Consider the following 21,907-nt stretch of genomic DNA (forward strand, 5'->3'; position numbering starts at 1 on the left):
ACCACCCGGCCAGGCTCCGGTTAGGCTGCGGTCATGCCAGGCACCGTCGGTCGGGTTCCCACACCGTCCGCCCCCGCACCGGGAGCGCCCACCGATCCCGTCGTCGCCGGGCAGGCGGCCGGGACCGCCCACCCGTGGGCCGGTACGCCGCTGGGCGCCCCGCACACGTGGGACCCCGCGGTACGCGCCGTGGCGGACGTGGTGCTCGCCTCCCCGGTGCCGATGGCGCTGCTCCTCGGCGACGACCTGGTGGTCTTCTACAACGACGGGTACGCCGAGCTGATCGGCGACCGGCACCCGGAGGCGCTGGGCCGGCCGGCGGCCGAGGCGTTCGCCGAGGTGTGGCGCGACCCGGGCGCCGGCGAGGCGCTGGAACGGGTCTACCGGCACGGCGAGCCGTTCCTGCAGCGGGAGGCGGTGCTGCCGGCCGACCGGCACGGCCCGGCCGAGCCGGCCGTGTTCACCAGGGGCCACTGCCCGGTCCGTGACTCGGCCGGCCGCATCGCCGGCGTACTCACCGTCTCGGCGCAGACCACCCAGCTGACCCAGCAGTTGCAGAGCCTGAGCGACTTCGCGGCGGCGCTGGCCGGCACGCTCACGCTCGACGACGTGGCGCGGGTGGCGCTGCGCTACTGCCTGCACTCCTTCGACGCCGACCGGGTGTCCTTCGCGGTGGACGAGGGCAGCGCGTGGCGGCTGGTCCGCCGCATCCGCGGTGAGCTGCTCGACGAGGCCGACGAGCGGCTGCCCCCGCTGTGGCGCCGGATGTCCGCCGAGTCGGCCCTGCCGGCGGTGGTGAGCGCGCGCAGTGGCGTCGCCTCGTTCACCGCCGACGGGCAGCCGCTGCGCGGCGTCGCGGCGGACCGGCACGACGAGAAGATCCGCGCGCTCGCGGCGCTGCCGCTGCGCACGACTGTGGTCCGTGGCTCGCTCACCATCGGCTACCGGGAGCCGCGTCCCTGGTCCCCCGCGGAACGGGCGCTGCTGGCCGCGTCCGCGGAGCTGGTCGGTCAGGCCGCCGAGCGGGCCCGCCGCTTCGAGACCCAGCACGGCACCGCTCAGATGCTGCAGCGCAGCATGCTGCCGGAACGGCTGCCGGAGCTGCCCCGGCTGCGCATCGCCGCGCGCTACGACCCGGGCGTCGACGGCAACGCGGCCGGCGGCGACTTCTACGACGCGTTCCTGCTGCCCACCGGCGCGCTCGGTGTGGTGCTGGGCGACGTGGCCGGGCACGACGTGCAGGCCGCCGCCCGGATGGGCCAGGTACGCGCCGCGCTGCGCGCGCTCGCCCTGGTCGACCCCCGCCCGGACGCGGTGCTCGACGGGCTGGACCGGCTGGTCAGCAGCCTCGGCGTCGAGGGCGGCACCCAGGAGCTGTTCGTGACTGTGGTCTTCGGCGTGGTCGAGGCGGACCGCGAGCTGATCACGCTCGCCAGCGCCGGTCATCCCGCGCCGCTGATCCGGCGCGCGGGACCCGACGCGGCGGCCGCCGAGTTCGTCGACGTGCCGCCCGCTCCTCCGCTGGGCCTGGGCGGGCGGGCGCGTACCGCCACCGTGCCGTTCCGGCCCGGCGACACCCTGCTGCTCTACAGCGACGGCGTGGTGGAGCGACGCTGGCAGGACCTGGCCGCCGGGATGGCCGGGCTGGGCGCGGCGGTGACCGGGGCGGCCGGCGGTGACCCGCGCGCGCTGTGCGCGGTGGCGACCGCGTCGGTGCCGGGCGCCACCGAGGACGACGTGGCGGTACTCGCGGTGGAGTACGCGGTGCGCCCCAGCCGGTCGGCGAGCATGGAGGTGCCGGCCGAGCCGACCGCGCCGAGCCGGGTCCGGCACTGGATGACCGCGCAGCTCGGCGAGTGGAACGTGCCCGAGGCGGTGATCGGCGCGGCGGTGCTGTGCACGAGCGAGCTGACCACGAACGCGCTGCTGCACGCCGGCACCGCCGCCCGGGTCGAGGTCGACCTGTCCGCGGAGCGGCTGCTGGTATCGGTGGCCGACTCGGGCACCCGGGGTCAGGTCACCCGGGCGCAGACCGACACGCTCAGCAGCCGGGGCCGCGGGCTGGGCCTGATCGAGGAGCTGAGCGACGCCTGGGGCACCGATCCGACCGTACGCGGCTCGACGGTGTGGTTCGAGATCCTCATTCCGGCGGGTGAGCCGCGCGTCGGCGACGCTCCGGGCGGGTAGGAGCCGGGCATGGCCGACGACAAGCGACGCGGTGTCCTCTTCGATGTGGACGGCACCCTGGTCGACACGACGTACCTGCACACGGTGAGCTGGTGGGAGGCGCTGCGGCAGGCCGACCACCGGGTGCCGATGGCGCGGATCCACAGGTCCATCGGCATGGGCTCGGACAAGCTGCTCGACCACCTGCTGGGCGCGGAGCGGGACCGGGACGCCGACGGCCGGCTGCGCGACGCGCACGACGCGCTCTACGGCGAGTACTGGGAACGGCTCGCGCCACTGCCCGGGGCGCGGGAGCTGCTGCGGGCCTGCGCGGAGCGCGGGCTGCGGGTGGTGCTGGCGACCTCGGCGGCCGAGCACGAGGTCACCGCGTTGCGGGCGGCGCTGGACGCCGACGACGTGATCGACTCGGTCACCTCGTCGGCCGACGCGCAGGAGAGCAAGCCGGCGCCGGACATCCTGGTCGCCGCGCTGGAGCAGTCGGGGCTGGCCGCCGAGCGGGTGGTGTTCGTCGGCGACTCGGTGTGGGACGTCGCCGCCGCCGGCAAGCTGGACATCCCCTGCATCGGCCTGACCTGCGGCGGGACCGGCCGCGCGGAACTGGCCGGCGCGGGCGCGGTGGCGGTCTACGACGACCCGGCGGCGCTGCTGGACGCCCTGCCGGACAGCGCCATCGGCACGCTCGGCTGACCGGCCGGTCAACCCGCGGACCCGCGCACGCTTAACCGGGCCCGCTTCGGGGCACTTCCGGACTCCACCGCCCGGGCGCCGGGCGCCGGAAGGGTGGTGTCGTGGAACCGGTCGATGTCGCGTTCGCTCTGCTGGGCGTCGGTGCGCTGCTGGCCGGGGTGCTGCCCCGGGTCCTGGAGCGACGGCCGCTGTCGATGCCGATCGCGTTCCTCGGGCTCGGCATGCTGGTGTTCCTGCTGCCCACCGGTCTGCCCACACCGGACCCGCTGCGCTGGCCGGAACTGACCACCCACCTCACCGAGGTCGGCGTGATCGTCGCGCTGATGGGCGCCGGCCTGAAGATCGACCGTCCGCTGAGCTGGGCCCGCTGGTCGTCGACGTGGCGGCTGCTGGCGATCGCCATGCCGCTGTGCATCGCCGCGGTGGCACTGCTCGGCTGGTGGTGGGCCGGCCTGGTGCCGGCCGCGGCGTTGCTGCTCGGCGCGGCGCTCGCACCCACCGACCCGGTGCTCGCCTCCGACGTGCAGGTGGGCGAACCGACCGATGTGGAGGACTCCGAGGACGAGGTGCGCTTCGCGCTCACCTCCGAGGCGGGCCTGAACGACGGGCTCGCCTTCCCGTTCGTGTACGCGGCGATCGCGATCGCCACCACCGGGCTCGCGCCGTCCGGCTGGCTCGCCGAGTGGTTCGCGATCGACGTGCTCTACAAGCTCGCCGCCGGGGTGGGCGGCGGGCTGCTCGTCGGCTGGCTGCTCGGCAAGCTGTTCTTCCGCGCCCCGAGCAAGCTGCGGCTGGCCAAGCACTCCGAGGGCTTCCTCGCGCTGGCCGCGACGTTCCTCGCGTACGGGCTGGTCGAGGTGGCCGGCGGGTACGGCTTCCTGGCCGTGTTCGTGGCCGCCCGCGCGATCCGGGCCGCCGAGCGTACGCACGAGTTCCACTCCGTGCTGCACGACTTCGCCGAGCAGGTGGAGCGGCTGCTCACGGTGCTGTTGCTGCTGTTGTTCGGCGGCGCCGTGATCGGCGGGCTGCTCGCGCCGCTGACCTGGCCGGCGGCGTTGGCCGGGCTGGCCCTGGTGCTGGTGATCCGGCCGCTGGCCGGGTGGCTGTCGCTGCGCGGTGCGCCCGGCAAACCGGCCGAACACTGGGTCATCTCGCTGTTCGGCATCCGCGGCGTCGGCTCGTTCTACTACCTGGCGTACGCCACCAGCAAGACCGACTTTCCGCAGGCGGATCTGGTCTGGGCCACAGTCGGTCTCGTGGTGGTGGTGTCGGTGGTGGCGCACGGGATCGCCGCGACACCGGTCATGCAGTTGCTGGACCGGGAGGGCGAACGCACCGGCGAGGACACGCGGGCCGGGTCGGCGGCGCAACCGGTGGGCGCCACCGGCTGAGCGCGCCCCGGGTCGGCGGGCCCCGGATCGGCGGGCCCCGCGGTCGGCCCGGATCAGCCCAGCCGGGCGGCGAGCGCGCGGCCCAGGTCCCGGCCGGAGCGCCAGGCGGTCTGCACGCGCGGGCGCCCGAACGCGTCGCCGGCCAGGCCGATCCCGTCGTCGTCCAGGTGGAACGCCGCCTCCCCGGCGTGCGCGGCCGGGGTGGCGTACGTCCAGCGGTGCACGTGCGCCGACACCGCCGGCTCGGGCAGTCCGAGCAGGTCGCGGACCGCCTGCTCGATCGCCGGACGGGCGGCGGTGGGCTGGAGCAGGTGCCCGGCGGCGAACCCGGCGGTGGTGTGCGCGACCAGCACGGGCGCGCCGTCGCCGCGCCGGTCGCCGTCGTCGCAGACCAGGCTGAGCACGGGGTGGTCGTTGACGAACGCGCCCCGGAAGTCCGGCCAGCGGCGGGCCGGGAAGTGCAGCACCGCGCTCAGCGCCGGCGACCAGCGCTGCGCGGCCACGGCCCGGGTGGCAGCGGCCAGTGCCGGGTCCAGCAGCAGCGCGGCCTGCGGGCCGGGCATGGCGAGCACGACCGCCTCGGCCTCGGTCCCGTCCACCCGAGGGCCGGGCTCGACCACCATCACGAGCCGGTCGTGTGTCACCGGCAGGTCTCCCGCCAGGTGCTCGACGAGCGAGCGCAGTCCGCGCGGGGCGGCCCAGCGCATCGGGCCGGTGACCTGCTCGCGCCCGCCCGGCCCGTACGCGACGAGCGTGTCGGTCCACTCCCGCGCCAGCCCGGCGGCCCGCCACCGGTCCACCACGGCGGCGAAGTCCCTGTCGTCCACGGTGAAGTACGCGGCGCCCAGGTCGGCCGGGCGGCCGTCGAAGCGTTTGCTGGCCATCCGCCCGCCGGTGACCCGGGCCCGTTCGCGTATCCGTACCGGGACACCCGCCCGCGCCAGCTCGGTCGCGCACGCCACCCCGGCGATGCCCGCGCCGACCACCACCACGCCCGCCCGATCCGCCGTCACCAGGTGATCGTAGGCGGCGGCCGGCATGAACCCGCCGGGCTGGGGGTAGTGGAACACCTGTTCGAGGAGAGGTGATCAGCATGGCCGACCGCGCCAACACCAGCGCCAGGAACGTGAACCCGGACGCCGCCGTCAAGGACCCGGACGACTGGGTCACCGGTGACGAGCCGCCCACCGCCGCCCAGGAGTCGTACCTGCACACCCTGGCCCAGGAGGCGGGCGAGCCGGTGCCGGAGGGCCTGACCAAGGCCGAGGCGTCCCGGCGGATCGACGAGCTCCAGGCGGAGACCGGCCGGGGCCGCTGATGTCAGCGCGGGGGCAAACGGTGCAGCTCGACCCGGTCGAGCCGCCCCGCCGCCACCCGCGCGGTCAGGTAGGTGGCGTACGGCTGCGCCCGCCGGTCGGTGGGTGAGCCGGGGTTGAGCAGGCGCAGGCCGCCCGGGGCGACGCTGTCCCAGGGGATGTGCGAGTGCCCGAAGACGAGCAGGTCGCAGTCGCCGTACGCGGCGGCGCAGCGTTCCTCGCGGCGGGTCTTCGGGCCGGTCTCGTGCACCACGGCGACGCGCAGGCCGTCCAGCTCGACGCGGGCCACCTCGGGCAGCCGGGCGCGCAGCTCCGGCCCGTCGTTGTTGCCGTACACGGCGATCAGCCGGCGCGACCGCGCCTCCAGCGCGTCCAGCAGCGCCACGTCCACCCAGTCCCCGGCGTGCACCACCACGTCCGCGGCCTCGACGGCCCCCCACAGCGGCGCCGGAAGATCCCGCGCCCGCTTGGGCACATGCGTATCCGCCATGATCACGATTTCCACCCCGTCATCCTCCCCCACCCCCGCGCCCTCGGGGTCGATCAGGAGGTTGGCGGCACTCAGGGAGATCGACTACGCCGTCAACTTCATGATCGACGCGGAGAGGCGGGGGTGGGGGTGGGGGCCTCGGCGGGGGCCTCGGCGGGGGTGGCCTTGGCTCGGGCGGCGGCGTCGGTGATGCGGCCGGCAGCGATGATCAGGCCGATGTGCGAGTACGCCTGCGGGAAGTTGCCCATCTGCTCGCCGGTGTCCTGGTCGATCTGCTCGGCGTACAGGCCGAGGTCGTTGGTGCGGGCGGCGAGACGTTCGAACAGCCGCCGGGCCCGGTCCAGCTCCCCCGCCTCGGCCAGGCAGGCGACCAGCCAGAACGAGCAGATCACGAATCCGGCCGGGTCGCCGTCCCAGCGCCGCAGCAGCCCGTCGCGGGACAGCCGCCGCTCCAGCACGTCCATCGTGGCGCGCATCCGCGGATCGCTCGCCGGCAGGAAGCCGACCAGCGGCATGACCAGCACCGAGGCGTCCAGGGCGTCGGAGCCGAACGCCCCGGTGTACGCGCCGGCCCGCTCGTTCCAGCCGTGGGTGAGCACCGCGGCCCGTACCTCGTCGCGCGCGGCGGCCCAGCGCGCCACGTCGGCGGGCTCGCCGATGCGGGAACCGAACCGGACCGCCCGGTCCAGCGCGGTCCAGCACTCCACCTTCGACGACACGTAGTGGCGCTCCGGGCCGCGCCCCTCCCACATCCCCGCGTCGGGCCGGTGCCAGCCGCGCTCGGCCTGGTCGGCGAGTGTCCGCAGCAGGTCGCGGACCTCCGGCGACATCGGGTCGAGGTAGTACCGCATCACCCAGGCGGCGTCGAGCACCTCGCCCAGCACGTCGTTCTGCCGCTGCCGCCAGGCGTCGTTGCCGACGAGCACCGGCCGGCTGTGCTCGTACCCGGCCAGGTGGTCGAGGTCGTGCTCGGTCAGGTCCCGCTCCCCCTCGACGCCGTACATGACCGGCACCGGCTCGTCGCCGATCCGGCCCATCGCCCGGGCCACCCAGGTGAACTGCCGGTCCGCCTCGTCCGGGCAGGCGGCCCGCCACAGCGCCTGGAGCGTGAGGCTGAAGTCGCGCAGCCAGACGTAGCGGTAGTCGTAGTTGCGGTCGCCGCCGAGCCGCTCCGGCACCGAGGTGGTGGCCGCCGCGACGACCGCGCCGCTGGGCGCGTACGTCATGCCCTGCACCGCGAGCGCGCTGCGCCGCACCTCGTCGCGGTACTCACCCTGGTAGTCGTGCAGCGCCGACCAGGACCGCCAGGCGGCGACGGTCTCGGCCACCGCCTCGGCGGCGTCGGGCAGCGCCGGTGCGGCACCGGCGTACGTCGGGGCGTACCCGAGGGTGAAGCGGTGGGTGCTGCCGGCGCGGGCGGTGAACTCCCCGGTGGCGGCTCCCCCGGCGACGGTCAGCGGGACGTCGGCGCGCAGCTCGAGGCGGCAGGCGCCGGCGGTGGCGGCGATCACGCCGTCGCACTCGGTCAGGTAGGCGCCGACCCGGCCGTACTCGAACCGCGGCGCGTACTCGACGCGCATCGGCACCTCGCCGGTGAGCCCTTCGACCAGCCGGGCGAGCACCCGCGGCGAGCGCATCCCGATCTCGTGACCACGCGCGCCGGGCTCCAGGGCCAGGGCGTCGGTGACGGCCACCGTGCCGGTCGCGGTGCGGAAGACGGTACGCAGCACCAGCGCGTCGTCCAGGTAGGAGCGGGTGCTGGTGGCCGTGCCCTCGGGGCGGATGCTCCAGTGCCCGGCGTCGGAGTCGAGCAGCCGCCCGAACACCGACGGCGCGTCGAACCGGGGCGGGCACCACCAGGTGACCGCGCCCTCGCGGTCGACCAGGGCCGCGCTGCGCCCGTCGGCGAGGAAGCCGTGGTCGCTGATCCTTCGGGTCGGCACGGATGTGGCTACCCGGCCCGGGGCATCGGCATGCCTCGCCACATCGGTCCGGGCCGGTGCGTTACCGCTGCCCGGCGACGGGAACGCGGCGGGTTGACGAAGGAGGATGCTCATGACCAGACCCTCGACTCCGACCGCGGCCTGGCAACCCGGAATGCCGGGCAGCGACAACCTCCCGTCCGGCCCGGGCGGTCGCCCGACGCCGCCGAACGGGGACGGCCACGGCCCGCAGGCCGGGGCGCCGACCGTCACGATCGGCTCGTACCCGGACTATCCGTCCGCCCAGCGCGTCGTGGACTATCTGGCCGACAACCGGTTCCCGGTGGAACGTACCTCGATCGTCGGTACGGACCTCACGCTCGTGGAGACCGTGATGGGACGGCTCACCACGGGCCGGGCGGCCCTGCTCGGGGCCGGCACCGGCGCCTGGTTCGGCTTGTTCATCGGCTTGTTGTTCGGCATCTTCACGGCCGGCAACTGGCTGGCGGTGATCCTGGTCGGGCTGGTGATCGGCGCGATCTGGGGTGCGGTGTTCGGCGCTGTCGCGCACGCGATGAGCGGTGGTCAGCGTGACTTCACCTCGGCGAGTTCGCTACGGGCCGCCCAGTACGCGGTGACGGTGGACGCGGAGCTGGCCGGTCAGGCCCAGCAGCTGCTCAGCCGGATGCACCTGACACCGACCGGCGCCACCGCCCGCTGACCGGCGGTACGCGACATCGAGGGAGGGCCCCACCGGGGTCCTCCCTCGCCGCGTCAGTGGTACGCCCGCTCCCCGGCCCGCAGCGGCACGTCCACCCGGTTCTCCGGCGGGGCCAGCGGGCAGGCCCACCTGTCGTCGTAGGCGCAGCTGGGGTTGTAGAGGTAGTTGGCGTCCAGCCGGACCCGGTCGCCGGGCAGCACGGTCAGGCCGCGGCCGAACGTGCCCTTCACCGTGTCGGTGAGGTACCGGCCCCCGCCGTACGAGCCGTCGCCGCAGGTGCCGTCGCGCAGCGGCAGGAACAGCCCGCCCCCGTACGCCTCGATCCACCACAGCGTCAGCGGTCCCCACGGCGTCGCGGCGACCGCCACCCGCCGGTACGCGACCACGCCGTCCGGGCCACCGGTGTCGATGCGTAGCTCACCGGAGGCCGGGCGCAGCGGCGCCTCGACCACTGCCGACGGGTCGGGCGGGTACCAGCGCAGGCCGGTGAAGCCGGGCCGGTCGGCGGGCGGCACCGGGCTGCTGGGGTGGGTGCGGAACAGCTCGTCGCGGGCGGCCCGGAATCCGGCCAGGTCGAGGTCGGACAGGTAGAGCCGGGCCACCTGCTCCCGCCAGTCGAGCAGGTCGAGATCGTCCATCCCCCGACCCTAGCCGGGTCAGCCGTTCAGATTTTGAGGAGGCAGCCCGCCATCGCCGATTCGCGCACGGCAGGGCCTCTTGTTTAAATTTTAAATAGTGCTACTCTCGGAGCCATGACGGAGAGCCTGGACGCCGAGCGGATGGCCTGCTGGCGCGCGTACATCGAGTCGAGCCAGCGGCTGTTCACCCGGCTCGAGGACGACCTGCGCGCCGACAGCGACCTGAGCTTCGCCGACTACCACGTGCTGGTCCTGCTCTCCGAGGCACCCGGCCACCGGCTGCGCATGGGTGAGCTGGCCGACCGGCTGGTGTTCTCGCCGAGCCGGCTGACCTACCAGATCACCACGATGCGCAAGCGCGGCCTGGTGGCGAAAGAGGCCTGTCCGGCGGACCGGCGCGGCAGCGAGGCCGTGCTCACCGCCGCCGGCCTGCTCGCCCTGCGCGAGGCCGCGCCGCACCACCTGCGCTCCGTGCGCGCCCACCTGATCGACGACCTCGACGACGCCGAGGTCGCCTGCCTCACCCGGGTCTTCGAGCGGCTCGGCCGGCGCCTGCGCGCCGACCGCACCGCGTCGTCCACCCCGGCCGACAAGTAAGGAGCCCCGCGATGCCCGCGATCACCGTCGACGACGTCCTCGTCCTGCCCCGCCTGCCGCAGCTCGGCGAGGCCACCGAATACCGCTCGGTCCGCCGGGTCACCACCGCCCCCAGCGGGTACGAGGGCGAGGGCTTCCCGGTCCGCCGGGCCTTCGCCGGCGTGCCGATGACCGAGCTGGACCCGTTCATCCACCTCGACCAGATGGGCGAGGTCGACTACGCGCCGGGTGAGCCGAAGGGCACCTCCTGGCACCCGCACCGCGGCTTCGAGACGGTGACCTACATGATCGACGGGATCATGGACCACCAGGACTCGACCGGTGGCGGCGGCACCATCACCGACGGCGACACCCAGTGGATGACGGCCGGCAGCGGCCTGCTCCACATCGAGGCGCCGCCGGAGCACCTGGTGATGAGCGGCGGGCTGTTCCACGGCCTGCAGCTCTGGGTCAACCTGCCCAGCATCGCCAAGATGAGCGCGCCCCGCTACCAGGACATCCGCGGCCGGGAGTCGGCGCTGCTCACCACGCCCGACGGCGGCGGCCTGATCCGGGTCATCGCCGGTGAGGTCGCCGGGCACCAGGGTCCGGGCTCGACGCACACGCCGATCACCATCGCGCACGTCACGTTGCAGCCCGGCGCCGAGCTGAGCCTGCCGTGGCGGTCGGACTTCAACGCGCTGGTGTACGTGCTGGCCGGGCGCGGCACTGTCGGCACCGACCGGCGGCCGATCCACCTGGGCCAGCTCGCCGTGCACGGGCCCGGTGAGGCGCTGCGGATCACCGCCGACCGGACGCAGGACTCCAACGCCCCGGCGCTGGAGCTGTACCTGATGGGCGGCCAGCCGATCCGCGAGCCGGTGGCGCACTACGGCCCGTTCGTGATGAACACCCGCGCCGAGCTGATCCAGGCGGTCGAGGACTTCCAGGCCGGCCGGCTCGGGGTGATCCCGACCGGGCGGGTGCCGCACAGCGACGGCCAGGGCGACCGGCCCTGACCTGCTACGGGCGCCCCGGTTCGCCGGGGCGCCCGGGCGGTTCAGGAGACGGCGAAGATCCCGGCCACCCCGAGGATCACCATCAACAGGACCGCCACCAGCGCACCCCGCTCCCCCTCCACCGCCTGGTCGCGGTCGTCGGTCACGGTGTTCGTCGTCTCGGCGGGCATGTCGGTGCCTCCTCGGTTTCGCGGTCCAGGGGTCCGGCGCACCCCTGACGCGCGCACCGACGCCGACCTGCTGCTCGACGTGCGGGGCCCTGCCGGGGGTCCTACCGTGTGAGGACGTCGTCGACCTCGGGGGGTGGAACGTGACTCTGCGGGACTGGTTCCTCACCGCACAGGAACGCGCCAACCCGGGCTCTGAATTACCCGTCTGGGCCGATGGAAACCTCGCCGAGCCGCTGATTCACGGTGCCGCGTACTTCGACCGCCTGGTCAGCGAGGTGGAGTCGCTCACGGCGGGCGACCATCTGTTCTTCACCGACTGGCGGGGCGACCCGGACGAGCGGATGCGCCCGGACGGCCCCACCGTGGCGCAGTTGTTCGCGCAGGCCGCCCAGCGCGGGGTGATCGTCAAGGGCCTGATCTGGCGCTCGCACCTCGACACGCTCTCCTACAGCGAGGCGGAGAACCGCGACCTCAGCGAGGCGATCCGCGCGGCCGGCGGCGAGGTGCTGCTCGACCAGCGGGTCCGGCGCGGCGGCTCGCACCACCAGAAGCTGGTGGTGCTGCGCCGTCCGGGCGACCCGAGCCGGGACATCGCCTTCGCCGGGGGCATCGACCTGTGCCACAGCCGCCGCGACGACGCCGGCCACGCCGGTGACCCGCAGCCGGTCGGCATGTCCCCCCGGTACGGCCCCACGCCGCCCTGGCACGACGTGCAGCTCGCGGTGCGGGGGCCGGTGGTCGGCGCGCTCGACACCACGTTCCGGGAGCGGTGGACCGACCCGATGCCGCTGGACTCGGAAAACCCGATGGCCTACCTGCGGGACCGGCTGCGCGGCTCGGACCTGCGCCCCGACCCGCTGCCCGAGCAGCCCGCCGACCCGCCGCCGTGCGGGCCGCACCACGTGCAGGTGCTGCGCACCTACCCGGCGGTGCGGCCCCGCTACTCCTTCGCCCCGGACGGCGAGCGCACCGTGGCGCGCGGCTACACCAAGGCGGTACGCCGGGCCCGGCGGCTGATCTACCTGGAGGACCAGTACCTCTGGTCGACCGAGGTGGCGGAACTGTTCGCGCAGGCGCTGCACGAGCACCCGGACCTGCACCTGGTGGCGGTCGTGCCCCGGCATCCGGACGTGGACGGCCGGCTCGCGCTGCCACCGAACATGGTGGGCCGGGAGCAGGCGCTGTCGCTGTGCCACCGGGCCGCACCGGACCGGGTGCACGTTTTCGACGTGGAGAACCACGACGGCACGCCGGTCTACGTGCACGCCAAGGTGTGCGTGGTGGACGACGTGTGGGCCAGCGTGGGCAGCGACAACTTCAACCGCCGGTCCTGGACGCACGACAGCGAGCTGTCCTGCGCGGTGCTCGACGATACGCGCGACGAGCGGACGCCGGCCGACCCGGCCGGGCTGGGCGACGGTGCCCGGGTGTTCGCCCGCGACCTGCGGCTGCGGCTGTGGCGCGAGCACCTGGACCGCGATCCCGGCGGCGCGCAGGACGACGACCTGCTGGACCCGGCGGACGCGGTGGCGGCGATCACCGCGGCGGCGGAGGAACTGGACCGCTGGCACGCCGGCGGCCGGTCCGGTCCCCGTCCGCCGGGCCGGTTGCGCCCGCACCGCCCGGAGCGGTTGCCCTGGCGTACGCGGCTCTGGGCGCTGCCCGCGTACCGGCTGGTCTACGACCCGGACGGCAGGCCGCTGCGGGCCCGGCGCGCCGGCACCTGGTGAAGGTCGGCCGGCTCGTCCGGCACGTTCGGACGGGCCGGGTACGCGAACGACACGCGCGGCGAGTAGAAGCCCCAGCACACGTGCAGCGGGTTGGCCGGCCGCAACGCGTGGACCGGGTGCTCCGGGGCCGGGAACTCCACCGACTCGACCTCGAACGGTGACACCGGCTCGGCCACGTACGGGTAGTCGGTGACGATCAGCTCGCCGTCGCTGCCTGTGAGGTAACGGTGATGGCCCATGTGCGCCTCGGTGCCGGTGTGCCCGACCCGGGCGGTGACCCGGATCAGCAGCGTGCCGTCGGCGGCCCGGGTCTCGGCGGTGAGCTGATCGCCCCGCAGGTCGAGGCGGGTCTCCCCGGCGACGGCCGGTGCGCCCCGCGCGCTCGCGTACTGCCGGACCCGCTCGCTGGAGGAGATGTAGTGCGTCCACCAGCCGCCCGGGGTCTCGCCGTCGGGCGGATCCATGTCCGCCAGCGAGACACCCAGGTAGGTGAGCGAGTACGCGCCGAAGCCGGAGGTCTGCGTCTCGTCGTCGACCACGTACTGGTTGACGAACACCTGCCGCTGCGGGTGCGGCCGCAGCCCCGCGGGCAGGAGCGTCTCGACCGCACGCGGATCCGCCGGGAGCCAGCTGAACAGCAGCGTCCGGGCGTTGATGACGAGTTGCGGCGCGGCGGGATCCAGCACGGTGCCTCCGTTGACGTGTCGTTACGGACGGTACGGGCGGTCCCGTCGGCGGGACAACGACAGAAAGGCGACACTTCGGCCGCCTGTCGGATTCCACGTTGACCGGTCGGGGTACGACCGGGGCCGGCCGGTCACCGCCGCGCGCCACCCCGCCGAGCGCGTTATCCACCGGCTCACGCCTTTTGTAGCTGCTTACACCTTAAGTACATCGTACTTTCGGCTAGATTTCCGCAGCACGATCGGGCTATGGTGGCTTCCGAACGTACGACCGAAACCTAAACCAAAGCGTCACGTCTTTTTTCTTCCGTGGACGAGGTGCAGGGAGGACCACCCATGAGCGCTCCCACGATCAGCGCCCCGGCGACCGCGCCGGCCGGCTCCGCGAAGCTCGACCCCCGCTCGCTCACCGACAGCGCCGCCGACCTGCTCGACGCGATGGCCGCGCTGCCCGCCGACCACCCGTCGCGGCCCGCGCTGCGCGACCGCGCCATCGAGGCGTGGCTGCCGCTGGCGAACCACCTGGCCCACCGCTACAGCGGCCGAGGCGAGCCCAACGACGACCTGGCGCAGACCGCGGCGATCGGCCTGATCAAGGCGATCGACAAGTTCGACCCGTCGCGCGGCGTCGACTTCGCCGGCTACGCCATCCCCACCATCATCGGCGAGCTGAAGCGCCACTTCCGCGACCGCACCTGGGACATCCGGGTGCCGCGCCGCCTCCAGGAGCTGCGCCTGGCGATCTCCGACGCCAACAGCACGCTGCTCCAGACGCTCGGCCGTTCGCCGACGGTCGCCGACATCGCCACCCACCTCAAGCTCACCGAGGAAGAGGTGCTGGAGGGCCTGGAGGGCGCCCGCGCCTACAACGCGGTGTCGCTGTCCACCCCGACCGGCGACGGCGAGCGGGCCACCGAGCTGGGCGACATGCTCGGCGGCGAGGACGGCGAGTTCGAGCTGGCCGAGATGCGTGTCGCCCTCGGCCCGGCGCTCGCCACGCTCGACCAGCGCGAGCAGAAGATCCTCACGCTGCGCTTCTACGGCAACCTGACCCAGTCGCAGATCGCCGAGCAGATCGGCGTCTCGCAGATGCACGTGTCCCGGCTGCTGGCCCGGGCCCTGACCAAGCTGCGCGGTCAGCTCGACGGAACGTACTAGCAAGGGGCGGCGGCCGGGTCGGCGGACCCGGCGCGACGCCACCCGGCCCGGTCGGCGGTGCGCCGGCCGGGCCGTTCCGCGTCCGGGGGCAGCGCGAACCGGCCGGCGGCACGGTGCGAGAGTGGGTCGGTGCTCGCCGACCTCCCGCTCGACCTGCCGGTCCGCCCGGTCCTGCCGGCGCTCGTCGACGCGCTGCGCGAGCGCGGCGCCGCCGTCCTGGTGGCGCCGCCGGGCACCGGCAAGACCACCACCGCGCCGCTCGCGGTCGCCGACGCGGTCACCGGCCGCGTGGTGATCGCCCAGCCCCGGCGGGTGGCCGCCCGCGCCGCCGCGCACCGGATGGCCACCCTGCTCGGCGAGCGGGTCGGCGACCGGATCGGGTACGCGGTTCGCGGCGAGCGCCGGGTCGGCCCGCGTACCCGCGTCGAGGTGGTCACCACCGGCCTGCTGGTCCGCCGCCTGCACCACGACCCGGAGCTGCCCGGCGTGGACGCGGTAGTGCTCGACGAGTGTCACGAGCGGCACCTCGACGCCGACCTGGCGCTGGCGTTCAGCGTCGAGGCCCGCGCGACGCTGCGCCCGGACCTGTGGCTGCTGGCGATGTCGGCCACCCCGCGGACGGACCGGTTCGCCGCGCTGCTCGGCGCCGGTGACCCCGCCCCCGTGGTACGCGCCGAGGCCGCGCTGCATCCGGTCGAGCGGGTGTGGGCGCCACCGCCGCGACCGGTGACGCCGCCCGGCGCGGGCCGGGTCGACCCGGCGCTGCTCGACCACGTGGCCGCCACGGTCCGCCGGGCGCTGCGCGAACGCGACGGTGACGTGCTGGTCTTCCTGCCCGGCGCGGGCGAGATCGGCGCCGTCGCGCGCCGCCTGGCCGACCTGCGCGACATCGCGGTACTGCCCCTGCACGGCCGGCTGCCCGGGCCCGCCCAGGACGCGGCGCTCACCCCGGCCGCCGGACGGCGCGTGGTGCTGGCGACCCCGGTGGCGGAGAGCAGCCTGACCGTCCCCGGCGTCCGGGTGGTGGTGGACGCCGGACTGAGCCGGGTGCCCCGCACCGACCTGGCCCGAGGGCTGGGCGCGCTGGTCACGGTGCCGGTGTCGCGGGCCGGGGCCACCCAGCGCGCCGGCCGGGCCGGGCGGGAGGCGCCCGGCGCGGTCTACCGCTGCTGGTCCGAGGCGACGCACGAACGGCTCGCCCCGCAGCCCGAACCGGAGATCGCCACCGCCGACCTGACCGGGTTCGCGCTGGAGCTGGCGGCCTGGGGCACGCCGGACGGCACCGGGCTGGCGCTGCCCGACCCACCGCCACCGGCCGCGCTCACGGTGGCGCGGGAGACGCTGACCACGCTCGGCGCGGTGGACCACGACGGCCGGATCACCGCGCGGGGGCGGGCGGTAGCGGCGGCGGGCACGCATCCCCGGCTGGCGCGGGCGCTGCTGGACGGCGCACCCCGGGTCGGCGCCGAACGGGCCGCCCAGGTGGTGGCGATCCTCGGCGAGGACACGCTGGGCGGGACGGGGGACGACCTGCCCGCCCGCTGGCGGCGGCTGCGCGACGGCGCCGACCCGGCCGCCACCGCGCGCTGGCGCGCCGAGGTACGCCGCCTGCGCGCCGCCCTGCCCGCCGACGGCGCCGAGCGGGAGCGCCTGCCCGACGATCTGGCCGCGGGGCTGCTCGCCGGGCTCGCGTACCCGGAACGGCTGGCCCGGGCGCGGCGGCCGGGCGCGTCCGCGTACCTGATGGCCGGCGGCACCGCGGCGGAGCTGGCGCCCGGGTCGGGGCTGGCCGGGTCGGCGTGGCTGGCCGTCGCGGTGGCCGACCGCTCCCCCGGCGCGCCTGCCGCCCGGGTTCGGCTGGCCGCGCCGATCGACGAGGCGACCGCCCGGGAGGCCGGGGCCGCGCTGCTGGACACCGGGCGGGAGGTGGCCTGGTCCGGCGGGGACGTGGTGGCCCGCGAGGTGGTCCGGCTCGGCGCTGTCGAGCTGGTCGACCGGCCGCTGACCGCGCCGGAACCGGAGCTGGTCGCGGCGGCGCTGCTGGACGGGCTGCGGCAGGAAGGGACGGGACTGCTGCGGTGGACGCCCGAGGCGACCGCGCTGCGCCACCGGCTGGCGTTCTGCCGCCAGGCGCTCGGTGACGACTGGCCGGACGTTTCCGACGTGGCCCTGCTCGCCGAAGCGCCGGCCTGGCTCGGCCCGGAGCTGGCCCGCGCCCGGCGCCGGGCCGACCTGCACCGGGTGGACGTGACGGCGGCGCTGCGGCGGCTGCTGGACTGGCGGCAGGCGGCGCGGCTGGACGAGCTGGCCCCGGAGCGGGTCGAGGTGCCCAGCGGCTCGCGGATCCGGGTGGACTACGCCGACCCGGCCGCCCCGGTGCTGGCGGTCAAGCTGCAGGAGACGTTCGGCTGGCGGGACGTGCCGCGCATCGCCGGCGGGCGGGTGCCGGTGCTGCTGCACCTGCTCTCCCCCGCGGGACGGCCGGTGGCGGTCACCGCGGACCTGGCGTCGTTCTGGCGCACCGGCTATCCGCAGGTGCGCTCGGAGTTGCGCGGACGCTACCCGCGCCATCCCTGGCCGGAGGACCCGACCACGGCCGAGCCGACCCGGAGGGCTGCGCCGCGCCGGCGGTGAGGGCTACTCCTCGACGACGTCGGCGATCACGACGGTGATGTTGTCCGGGCCGCCGGCGCGCAACGCCAGGTCGATCAGCCGGGCCGCGCAGGCGTCGCGTTCCGGCTGCTCGCTGAGCACCTCGGTGAGCGTGTCGGCGCGGACCACGTTGGAGAGGCCGTCGCTGCACAGCAGCCAGCGGTCGCCGGCCCGGGGCACCATCGTGGCGTACGACGGCGACACCTCGTCGCCCTGCAACGCCTGGGTCACCACCGCCCGCCGGGGGTGGCTGCTGGCCTGCTCGGCGGTGATGACGCCCTGGTCGACGAGCATCTGCACGAACGTGTCGTCGCGGGTGACCTGCTTGAGCACGCCCTCGCGGTAGAGGTAGGCCCGGGAGTCGCCGACGTGCGCCAGCGCGAGGCAGCTGCCGGTGCGGGCGAACAGCAGCGCGGTGAGCGTGGTGCCCATGCCCTGGCGTTCCGGGTCCTCCTCGACGGCCCGGCGGATCTGCGCGGTGGCCACTTCGATCCCGCCCTGGAGCGCGGCGACGAGCGCGTGTTCCGGCGTCTCCACGTCCAGCGGGGCGATCGCGTCGATGGCGATGCGGCTGGCCAGGTCGCCGGCCGCCATGCCGCCCATGCCGTCGGCGACCGCGACCAGCCAGGCACCCGCGTGCTGCGCGTCCTGGTTACCGCTGCGGATCAGCCCACGGTCGCTCGCTCCGACGGAACGAAGCTTCAGGGTCATGGGTCGCAGCCTGCCAGGTCGAGGGCTCGGATGTCTCTAGGAGATCACTGACATCGTACGTGGCGCGCCGAACCGCACCGCGCGAGGGCGCGCGTGCCCCATCGGGCCGGATCGATTGACAGCGGCGGAACGCGGTGGAAACATCGGGCTGATATTGGGAGCGCTCCCAGTTCCCGGTCTCCCCCACCACCCCCGAGCACGGAAGGAACCTCCGTGACCCGATCCCGTCGTCGGCTCGCCGCACTCGCGGCCACCACGCTGGCGCTCACCGGCCTCACCGCCGGCCCGGCGAGCGCCGAGGTGCCGCCGGACGCCCCCGAACAACTTCGAAACGGCGACTTCAGCGCCGGCGTCTCCCCCTGGTTCTCCTACGGCACCGGCGACCTCGCGGTCGTCGACGGCCGCCTCTGCACCTCCGTCGCGGCGGGCACCGCCAACCCGTGGGACGCCGGCATCGGCCAGGACGCGGTGCCGCTGACCCAAGGCGCCGAGTACGAACTGTCCTTCGACGTCTCCGCGACCCCCGGCGCGCCCCTCAAGGCGGTGCTCCAGCTCGGCAGCGCCCCCTACACCACGTACGCCAGCGTCGACGCCACAGCCACCGGCACCGCGCAGCGCGTCACCACCACGTTCACCTCACCTGCCGACAACCCCACCGCCCAGCTGATCTTCCAGATCGGCGGCAGCGCCCAGGCGCAGACGTTCTGCCTGGACAACGTGTCGCTGCGCGGCGGGGAGCCGGCACCTCCGTACGAGCCGGACACCGGTCCCCGGGTCCGGGTCAACCAGGTCGGCTACCTGCCCGGCGGGCCGAAGCACGCCACAGTGGTCACCGAGGCCACCGACGCGCTGCCGTGGCAGCTGAAGTCGGCCGGCGGCACCGTGGTGGCCAGCGGCGAGACCACGCCGCGCGGCACCGACGCCGCCTCGGCGCAGAACGTGCAGACGGTCGACTTCTCCGCGTACCGCACGCCGGGCACCGGCTACACGCTGACCGTGGACGGCGAGACCAGCCACCCGTTCGACATCTCCGGCGCGCTCTACGACCGGCTGCGCTCCGACTCGCTGCAGTTCTTCTACGCCCAGCGCAGCGGCATCGAGATCGACGGCGACCTGATCGGCGAGGAGTACGCCCGCCCGGCCGGCCACCTCGGCGTCGCGCCCAACCAGGGTGACACCGACGTGCCGTGCAAGGCCGGCGTCTGCGACTACTCGCTGGACGTACGCGGCGGCTGGTACGACGCGGGCGACCACGGCAAGTACGTCGTCAACGGCGGCATCGCCACCTACCAACTCCTGAGCACGTTCGAGCGGACCAAGACCGCCGAGACCGCCGACGGCGGCGCCGCCCTGGGCGACTCCACGCTGCGGCTGCCCGAGCGCGGCAACGACGTGCCGGACGTGCTCGACGAGGCGCGCTGGGAGCTGGAGTTCCTGCTGCGTATGCAGGTGCCCGCGGGCAAGCCGCTGGCCGGGATGGTCCACCACAAGATCCACGACCGGAACTGGACCGGCCTGCCGCTGCAGCCCGAGGACGACCCGGAGCCGCGTGAGCTGCACGCGCCGTCCACCGCCGCCACGCTGAACCTGGCCGCCGTCGCCGCGCAGTGCCAGCGGCTGTACGCCCCGTACGACGCCGCGTTCGCCGCGCGCTGCGGCACCGCCGCGAAGACCGCGTACGCGGCGGCCAAGGCGAACCCGGCGATCTACGCGCCGGCCAGCGACAGCACCGGCGGCGGCGCGTACGACGACACCAACGTCAGCGACGAGTTCTACTGGGCCGCGGCCGAGCTGTGGCTGACCACCGGCGACAAGGCGTACCTGGCCGACGTCACCGGCTCGCCGCTGCACACCGCCGACGTGTTCGCCCCGAACGGCGCGTTCGGCTGGCAGAGCGTCGCCGCGCTGGGCCGCATGGACCTGGCCACCGTGCCGAACACGCTGCCGGCCGCGGAGAAGACCCGCATCCGCGAGTCGATCACCGCCGCCGCCGACAGCTACCTGGCCACGATCGCCGGCCAGGCGTACGGGCTGCCGTTCCCGGGCAGCGCCGACGCGTACGTCTGGGGCAGCAACAGCAACCTGGTGAACAACGCGATCGTGCTGGCCACCGCGTTCGACCTGAGCCGGGACGCGAAGTACCGGGACGGGGCCGTGCAGGCCGCCGACTACCTGTTCGGCCGCAACGCGCTGAACATGTCGTACGTGACCGGGTGGGGCGAGCAGCACGCCCGCAACCAGCACAGCCGGATCTTCGGCCACCAGCTGAACCCGGACCTGCCGCGCCCGCCGGCCGGTTCGCTCGCCGGTGGCCCGAACGCCGCGCTGCAGGACCCGTTCGCGGCGAGCCTGCTCGCCGGATGCGCGCCGATGTTCTGCTACGTCGACGACATCAACTCGTACGCGACCAACGAGGTGGCGATCAACTGGAACTCGGCGCTGGCCTGGCTCGCGTCGTTCCTGGCCGACCAGGGTGACGCGGGCGCGGTCCCGGCGCCGTCCTGTGCGGTCACCTACACCACGCACGGGAGCTGGCCGTCCGGCTTCACCACCCAGGTGACGGTGCGCAACACCGGCACCACGGCGGTGAACGGGTGGAGCCTGCGCTGGGCGTTCCTCGGCGACCAGAAGGTGGACCACGCGTGGTCGGCGCAGCTCGGCCAGAGCGGCGCCACCGTCATCGCGAAGAACATGTCCTGGAACGCGAAGCTGGCGCCGGGCGCGTCCACCACGTTCGGCTTCAACGGCACCGCCTCCCGATTCCCCAACCCGGATCCGGGGCTGGTCACCCTGAACGGCAAGGCCTGCACGGTCTCCTGACCGAGCTGACCGGGCGCCATCGCAGGACCGGGTACGGTCCTGCGATGGCGTACCTGTTCCTGCTCGGCGCGATCACCGCCGAGGTGATCGGCACCAGTCTGCTCAAGGCCACCGACGGCTTCACCCGGCTCTGGCCGACGCTCGGCCTCGCCGTGGCGTACCTGTCCGCGTTCGGGCTGCTCTCGCTGGCCGTGAAGGACATCCCGGTCGGCGTCGCGTACGCGGTCTGGTCCGGCCTCGGCACCGCCGCCATCATGGCGATCGGCGCGGCGTTCCTCGGTGAGCCGCTGAGCGTGACGAAGGTGGTCGGGGCGGGACTGGTCATCGCCGGGGTGGTGGTGCTCAACCTCGGCGGCGCCCACTGAGCCCGGCCCGGCTCAGGCCGGCAGCCCCGCCGCGCGCAGCAGCCGGAGCTGCCCGATCTCGGCCACGTTCTTCATCAGCTCGGCGTTCACCCACGCGGCCAGGTCCGCGACGGTGAACCCCGCGTCGGCGGGCCAGGGGTACGCGGACGGCCGGTCCAGGTCGTCAGCGGTCAGCCCGTCCAGCGCGTCCGTCCACTCCGCCCGCAGCCCTCGCAGCCAGGCGAGCGTGTCCGCGCCCGGCCCGGGCCAGCGGATGTCGTCGCGTTCCCGCGCCGGCCGCTGCCGCACGTGGTCGGCGGCGACCGACCACCACCAGCCGATGTGCCAGGTCAGCCACCCGATGGTGGGTGCCGGGACCGGGTTCGGCTCGGTGTCGGCCCAGTCGGGACGCCACCCGCCGCCCGGGCCGGGGCGCATAGTCCAGCACAGCGCGGCCGGCTCCCAGAGGAAGTCCGCCGGCTCCAGCCGGTCGAGGTGGTACTCGGCGAGCGCCCAGGTCAGGTCGAACTGCCGGCGCAGCAGGGCGGTCACGGAGGCGGGCACCGCGCGATCGTGGCACGGCAGACGCCCCCGGTCGACCGGTTAAGCGCCCTTCCCGAAGCGGCGTGTCGCCCCGGAACAGAAGAGTTGTCCCTCCAGCGTTATGCCCCTGAGTCATACTTATGACTGAG

At 74.6% G+C, this 21,907-nt stretch carries 20 protein-coding genes; 12 read left to right on the plus strand and 8 right to left on the minus strand.

The features are described from left to right. Positions 1-33: 33 nt before the first annotated feature. From O7607_RS02090 to O7607_RS02100, 3 genes are all read left to right on the plus strand, one after another. On the plus strand, positions 34-2,187 hold the full coding sequence (locus O7607_RS02090; RefSeq protein ID WP_269700600.1) for a SpoIIE family protein phosphatase: 2,154 nt from the start codon (positions 34-36) through the stop codon (positions 2,185-2,187). A gap of 9 nt (positions 2,188-2,196) precedes the next feature. Then, positions 2,197-2,874 (plus strand): HAD family hydrolase, encoded by a 678-nt coding sequence (locus O7607_RS02095; RefSeq protein WP_269700603.1) that lies wholly within the window; start codon positions 2,197-2,199, stop codon positions 2,872-2,874. A 101-nt stretch (positions 2,875-2,975) separates the two neighbouring features. Then, positions 2,976-4,265, plus strand: a complete 1,290-nt coding sequence (locus O7607_RS02100) for a cation:proton antiporter (protein ID WP_269700605.1) — start codon at positions 2,976-2,978, stop codon at positions 4,263-4,265. A gap of 53 nt (positions 4,266-4,318) precedes the next feature. Here O7607_RS02100 and O7607_RS02105 read toward each other — a convergent pair whose 3' ends face one another. Then, a complete protein-coding gene (locus tag O7607_RS02105) occupies positions 4,319-5,257 on the minus strand; it encodes an NAD(P)/FAD-dependent oxidoreductase (RefSeq protein WP_269706873.1) in 939 nt (312 codons plus the stop codon). A gap of 101 nt (positions 5,258-5,358) precedes the next feature. Here O7607_RS02105 and O7607_RS02110 point away from each other — a divergent pair, with 101 nt between their 5' ends. Further along, complete coding sequence (locus tag O7607_RS02110) at positions 5,359-5,583, plus strand: DUF3072 domain-containing protein (RefSeq protein WP_269700607.1); 225 nt, start codon at positions 5,359-5,361, stop codon at positions 5,581-5,583. A 2-nt stretch (positions 5,584-5,585) separates the two neighbouring features. On the opposite strand, the gene O7607_RS02115 is transcribed toward O7607_RS02110, so the two are convergent. Together O7607_RS02115 and O7607_RS02120 are read right to left on the minus strand one after the other, a co-directional pair. Then, positions 5,586-6,086: a metallophosphoesterase family protein gene (locus tag O7607_RS02115; protein WP_269700609.1), complete on the minus strand. Its 501-nt coding sequence runs from the start codon at positions 6,084-6,086 to the stop codon at positions 5,586-5,588. Positions 6,087-6,169: 83 nt separating this feature from the next. Continuing rightward, positions 6,170-8,014 carry a glycoside hydrolase family 15 protein gene (locus O7607_RS02120; protein ID WP_269700610.1) on the minus strand — a complete coding sequence of 615 codons (1,845 nt, stop codon included), beginning with the start codon at positions 8,012-8,014 and terminating at the stop codon, positions 6,170-6,172. A 112-nt stretch (positions 8,015-8,126) separates the two neighbouring features. On the opposite strand from O7607_RS02120, the gene O7607_RS02125 reads away from it, so the two are divergent. Further along, positions 8,127-8,714 (plus strand): general stress protein, encoded by a 588-nt coding sequence (locus O7607_RS02125; RefSeq protein WP_269700612.1) that lies wholly within the window; start codon positions 8,127-8,129, stop codon positions 8,712-8,714. Between the two features lie 53 nt (positions 8,715-8,767). Here O7607_RS02125 and O7607_RS02130 read toward each other — a convergent pair whose 3' ends face one another. Then, positions 8,768-9,352, minus strand: a complete 585-nt coding sequence (locus O7607_RS02130) for a DUF1684 domain-containing protein (protein WP_269700613.1) — start codon at positions 9,350-9,352, stop codon at positions 8,768-8,770. Positions 9,353-9,466: 114 nt separating this feature from the next. Between O7607_RS02130 and O7607_RS02135 the strand changes: the two genes are divergently transcribed. After that, positions 9,467-9,949, plus strand: coding sequence for a MarR family winged helix-turn-helix transcriptional regulator (locus O7607_RS02135; protein WP_269700614.1), 483 nt, complete (start codon positions 9,467-9,469; stop codon positions 9,947-9,949). A gap of 11 nt (positions 9,950-9,960) precedes the next feature. Beyond that, positions 9,961-10,947, plus strand: coding sequence for a pirin family protein (locus tag O7607_RS02140; RefSeq protein WP_269700615.1), 987 nt, complete (start codon positions 9,961-9,963; stop codon positions 10,945-10,947). A gap of 41 nt (positions 10,948-10,988) precedes the next feature. On the opposite strand, the gene O7607_RS02145 is transcribed toward O7607_RS02140, so the two are convergent. After that, a complete protein-coding gene (locus tag O7607_RS02145) occupies positions 10,989-11,117 on the minus strand; it encodes a hypothetical protein (RefSeq protein ID WP_255292629.1) in 129 nt (42 codons plus the stop codon). A gap of 140 nt (positions 11,118-11,257) precedes the next feature. On the opposite strand from O7607_RS02145, the gene O7607_RS02150 reads away from it, so the two are divergent. Then, positions 11,258-12,847 carry a phospholipase D family protein gene (locus O7607_RS02150; protein WP_269700617.1) on the plus strand — a complete coding sequence of 530 codons (1,590 nt, stop codon included), beginning with the start codon at positions 11,258-11,260 and terminating at the stop codon, positions 12,845-12,847. Here the strand turns inward: O7607_RS02150 and O7607_RS02155 are convergent. Continuing rightward, the gene (locus O7607_RS02155; protein WP_269700619.1) at positions 12,796-13,533 is read right to left on the minus strand and encodes a hypothetical protein; all 738 of its coding nucleotides are present in this window, start codon (positions 13,531-13,533) and stop codon (positions 12,796-12,798) included. The genes O7607_RS02150 and O7607_RS02155 overlap by 52 nt on opposite strands. Before the next feature lie 333 nt (positions 13,534-13,866). Between O7607_RS02155 and O7607_RS02160 the strand changes: the two genes are divergently transcribed. Next, positions 13,867-14,688 (plus strand): SigB/SigF/SigG family RNA polymerase sigma factor, encoded by an 822-nt coding sequence (locus O7607_RS02160; protein WP_269700621.1) that lies wholly within the window; start codon positions 13,867-13,869, stop codon positions 14,686-14,688. A 129-nt stretch (positions 14,689-14,817) separates the two neighbouring features. Then, complete coding sequence (gene hrpB / locus O7607_RS02165; protein WP_269700623.1) at positions 14,818-17,322, plus strand: ATP-dependent helicase HrpB; 2,505 nt, start codon at positions 14,818-14,820, stop codon at positions 17,320-17,322. Positions 17,323-17,325: 3 nt separating this feature from the next. Here the strand turns inward: hrpB and O7607_RS02170 are convergent, their stop codons facing one another. After that, positions 17,326-18,051: a PP2C family protein-serine/threonine phosphatase gene (locus O7607_RS02170; protein WP_269700625.1), complete on the minus strand. Its 726-nt coding sequence runs from the start codon at positions 18,049-18,051 to the stop codon at positions 17,326-17,328. 213 nt (positions 18,052-18,264) lie between these two features. Here O7607_RS02170 and O7607_RS02175 point away from each other — a divergent pair, with 213 nt between their 5' ends. Beyond that, entirely contained in the window at positions 18,265-20,871 is a 2,607-nt protein-coding gene (locus O7607_RS02175) for a glycoside hydrolase family 9 protein (protein ID WP_269700627.1), read from the plus strand. A gap of 44 nt (positions 20,872-20,915) precedes the next feature. Next, positions 20,916-21,236 (plus strand): DMT family transporter, encoded by a 321-nt coding sequence (locus O7607_RS02180; RefSeq protein ID WP_120570628.1) that lies wholly within the window; start codon positions 20,916-20,918, stop codon positions 21,234-21,236. Positions 21,237-21,248: 12 nt separating this feature from the next. Here the strand turns inward: O7607_RS02180 and O7607_RS02185 are convergent, their stop codons facing one another. Then, complete coding sequence (locus tag O7607_RS02185; protein ID WP_269700630.1) at positions 21,249-21,779, minus strand: DinB family protein; 531 nt, start codon at positions 21,777-21,779, stop codon at positions 21,249-21,251. Positions 21,780-21,907: the final 128 nt, after the last annotated feature.

Source organism: Micromonospora sp. WMMA1949, assembly GCF_027460145.1.
GTDB lineage: Bacteria > Actinomycetota > Actinomycetes > Mycobacteriales > Micromonosporaceae > Micromonospora.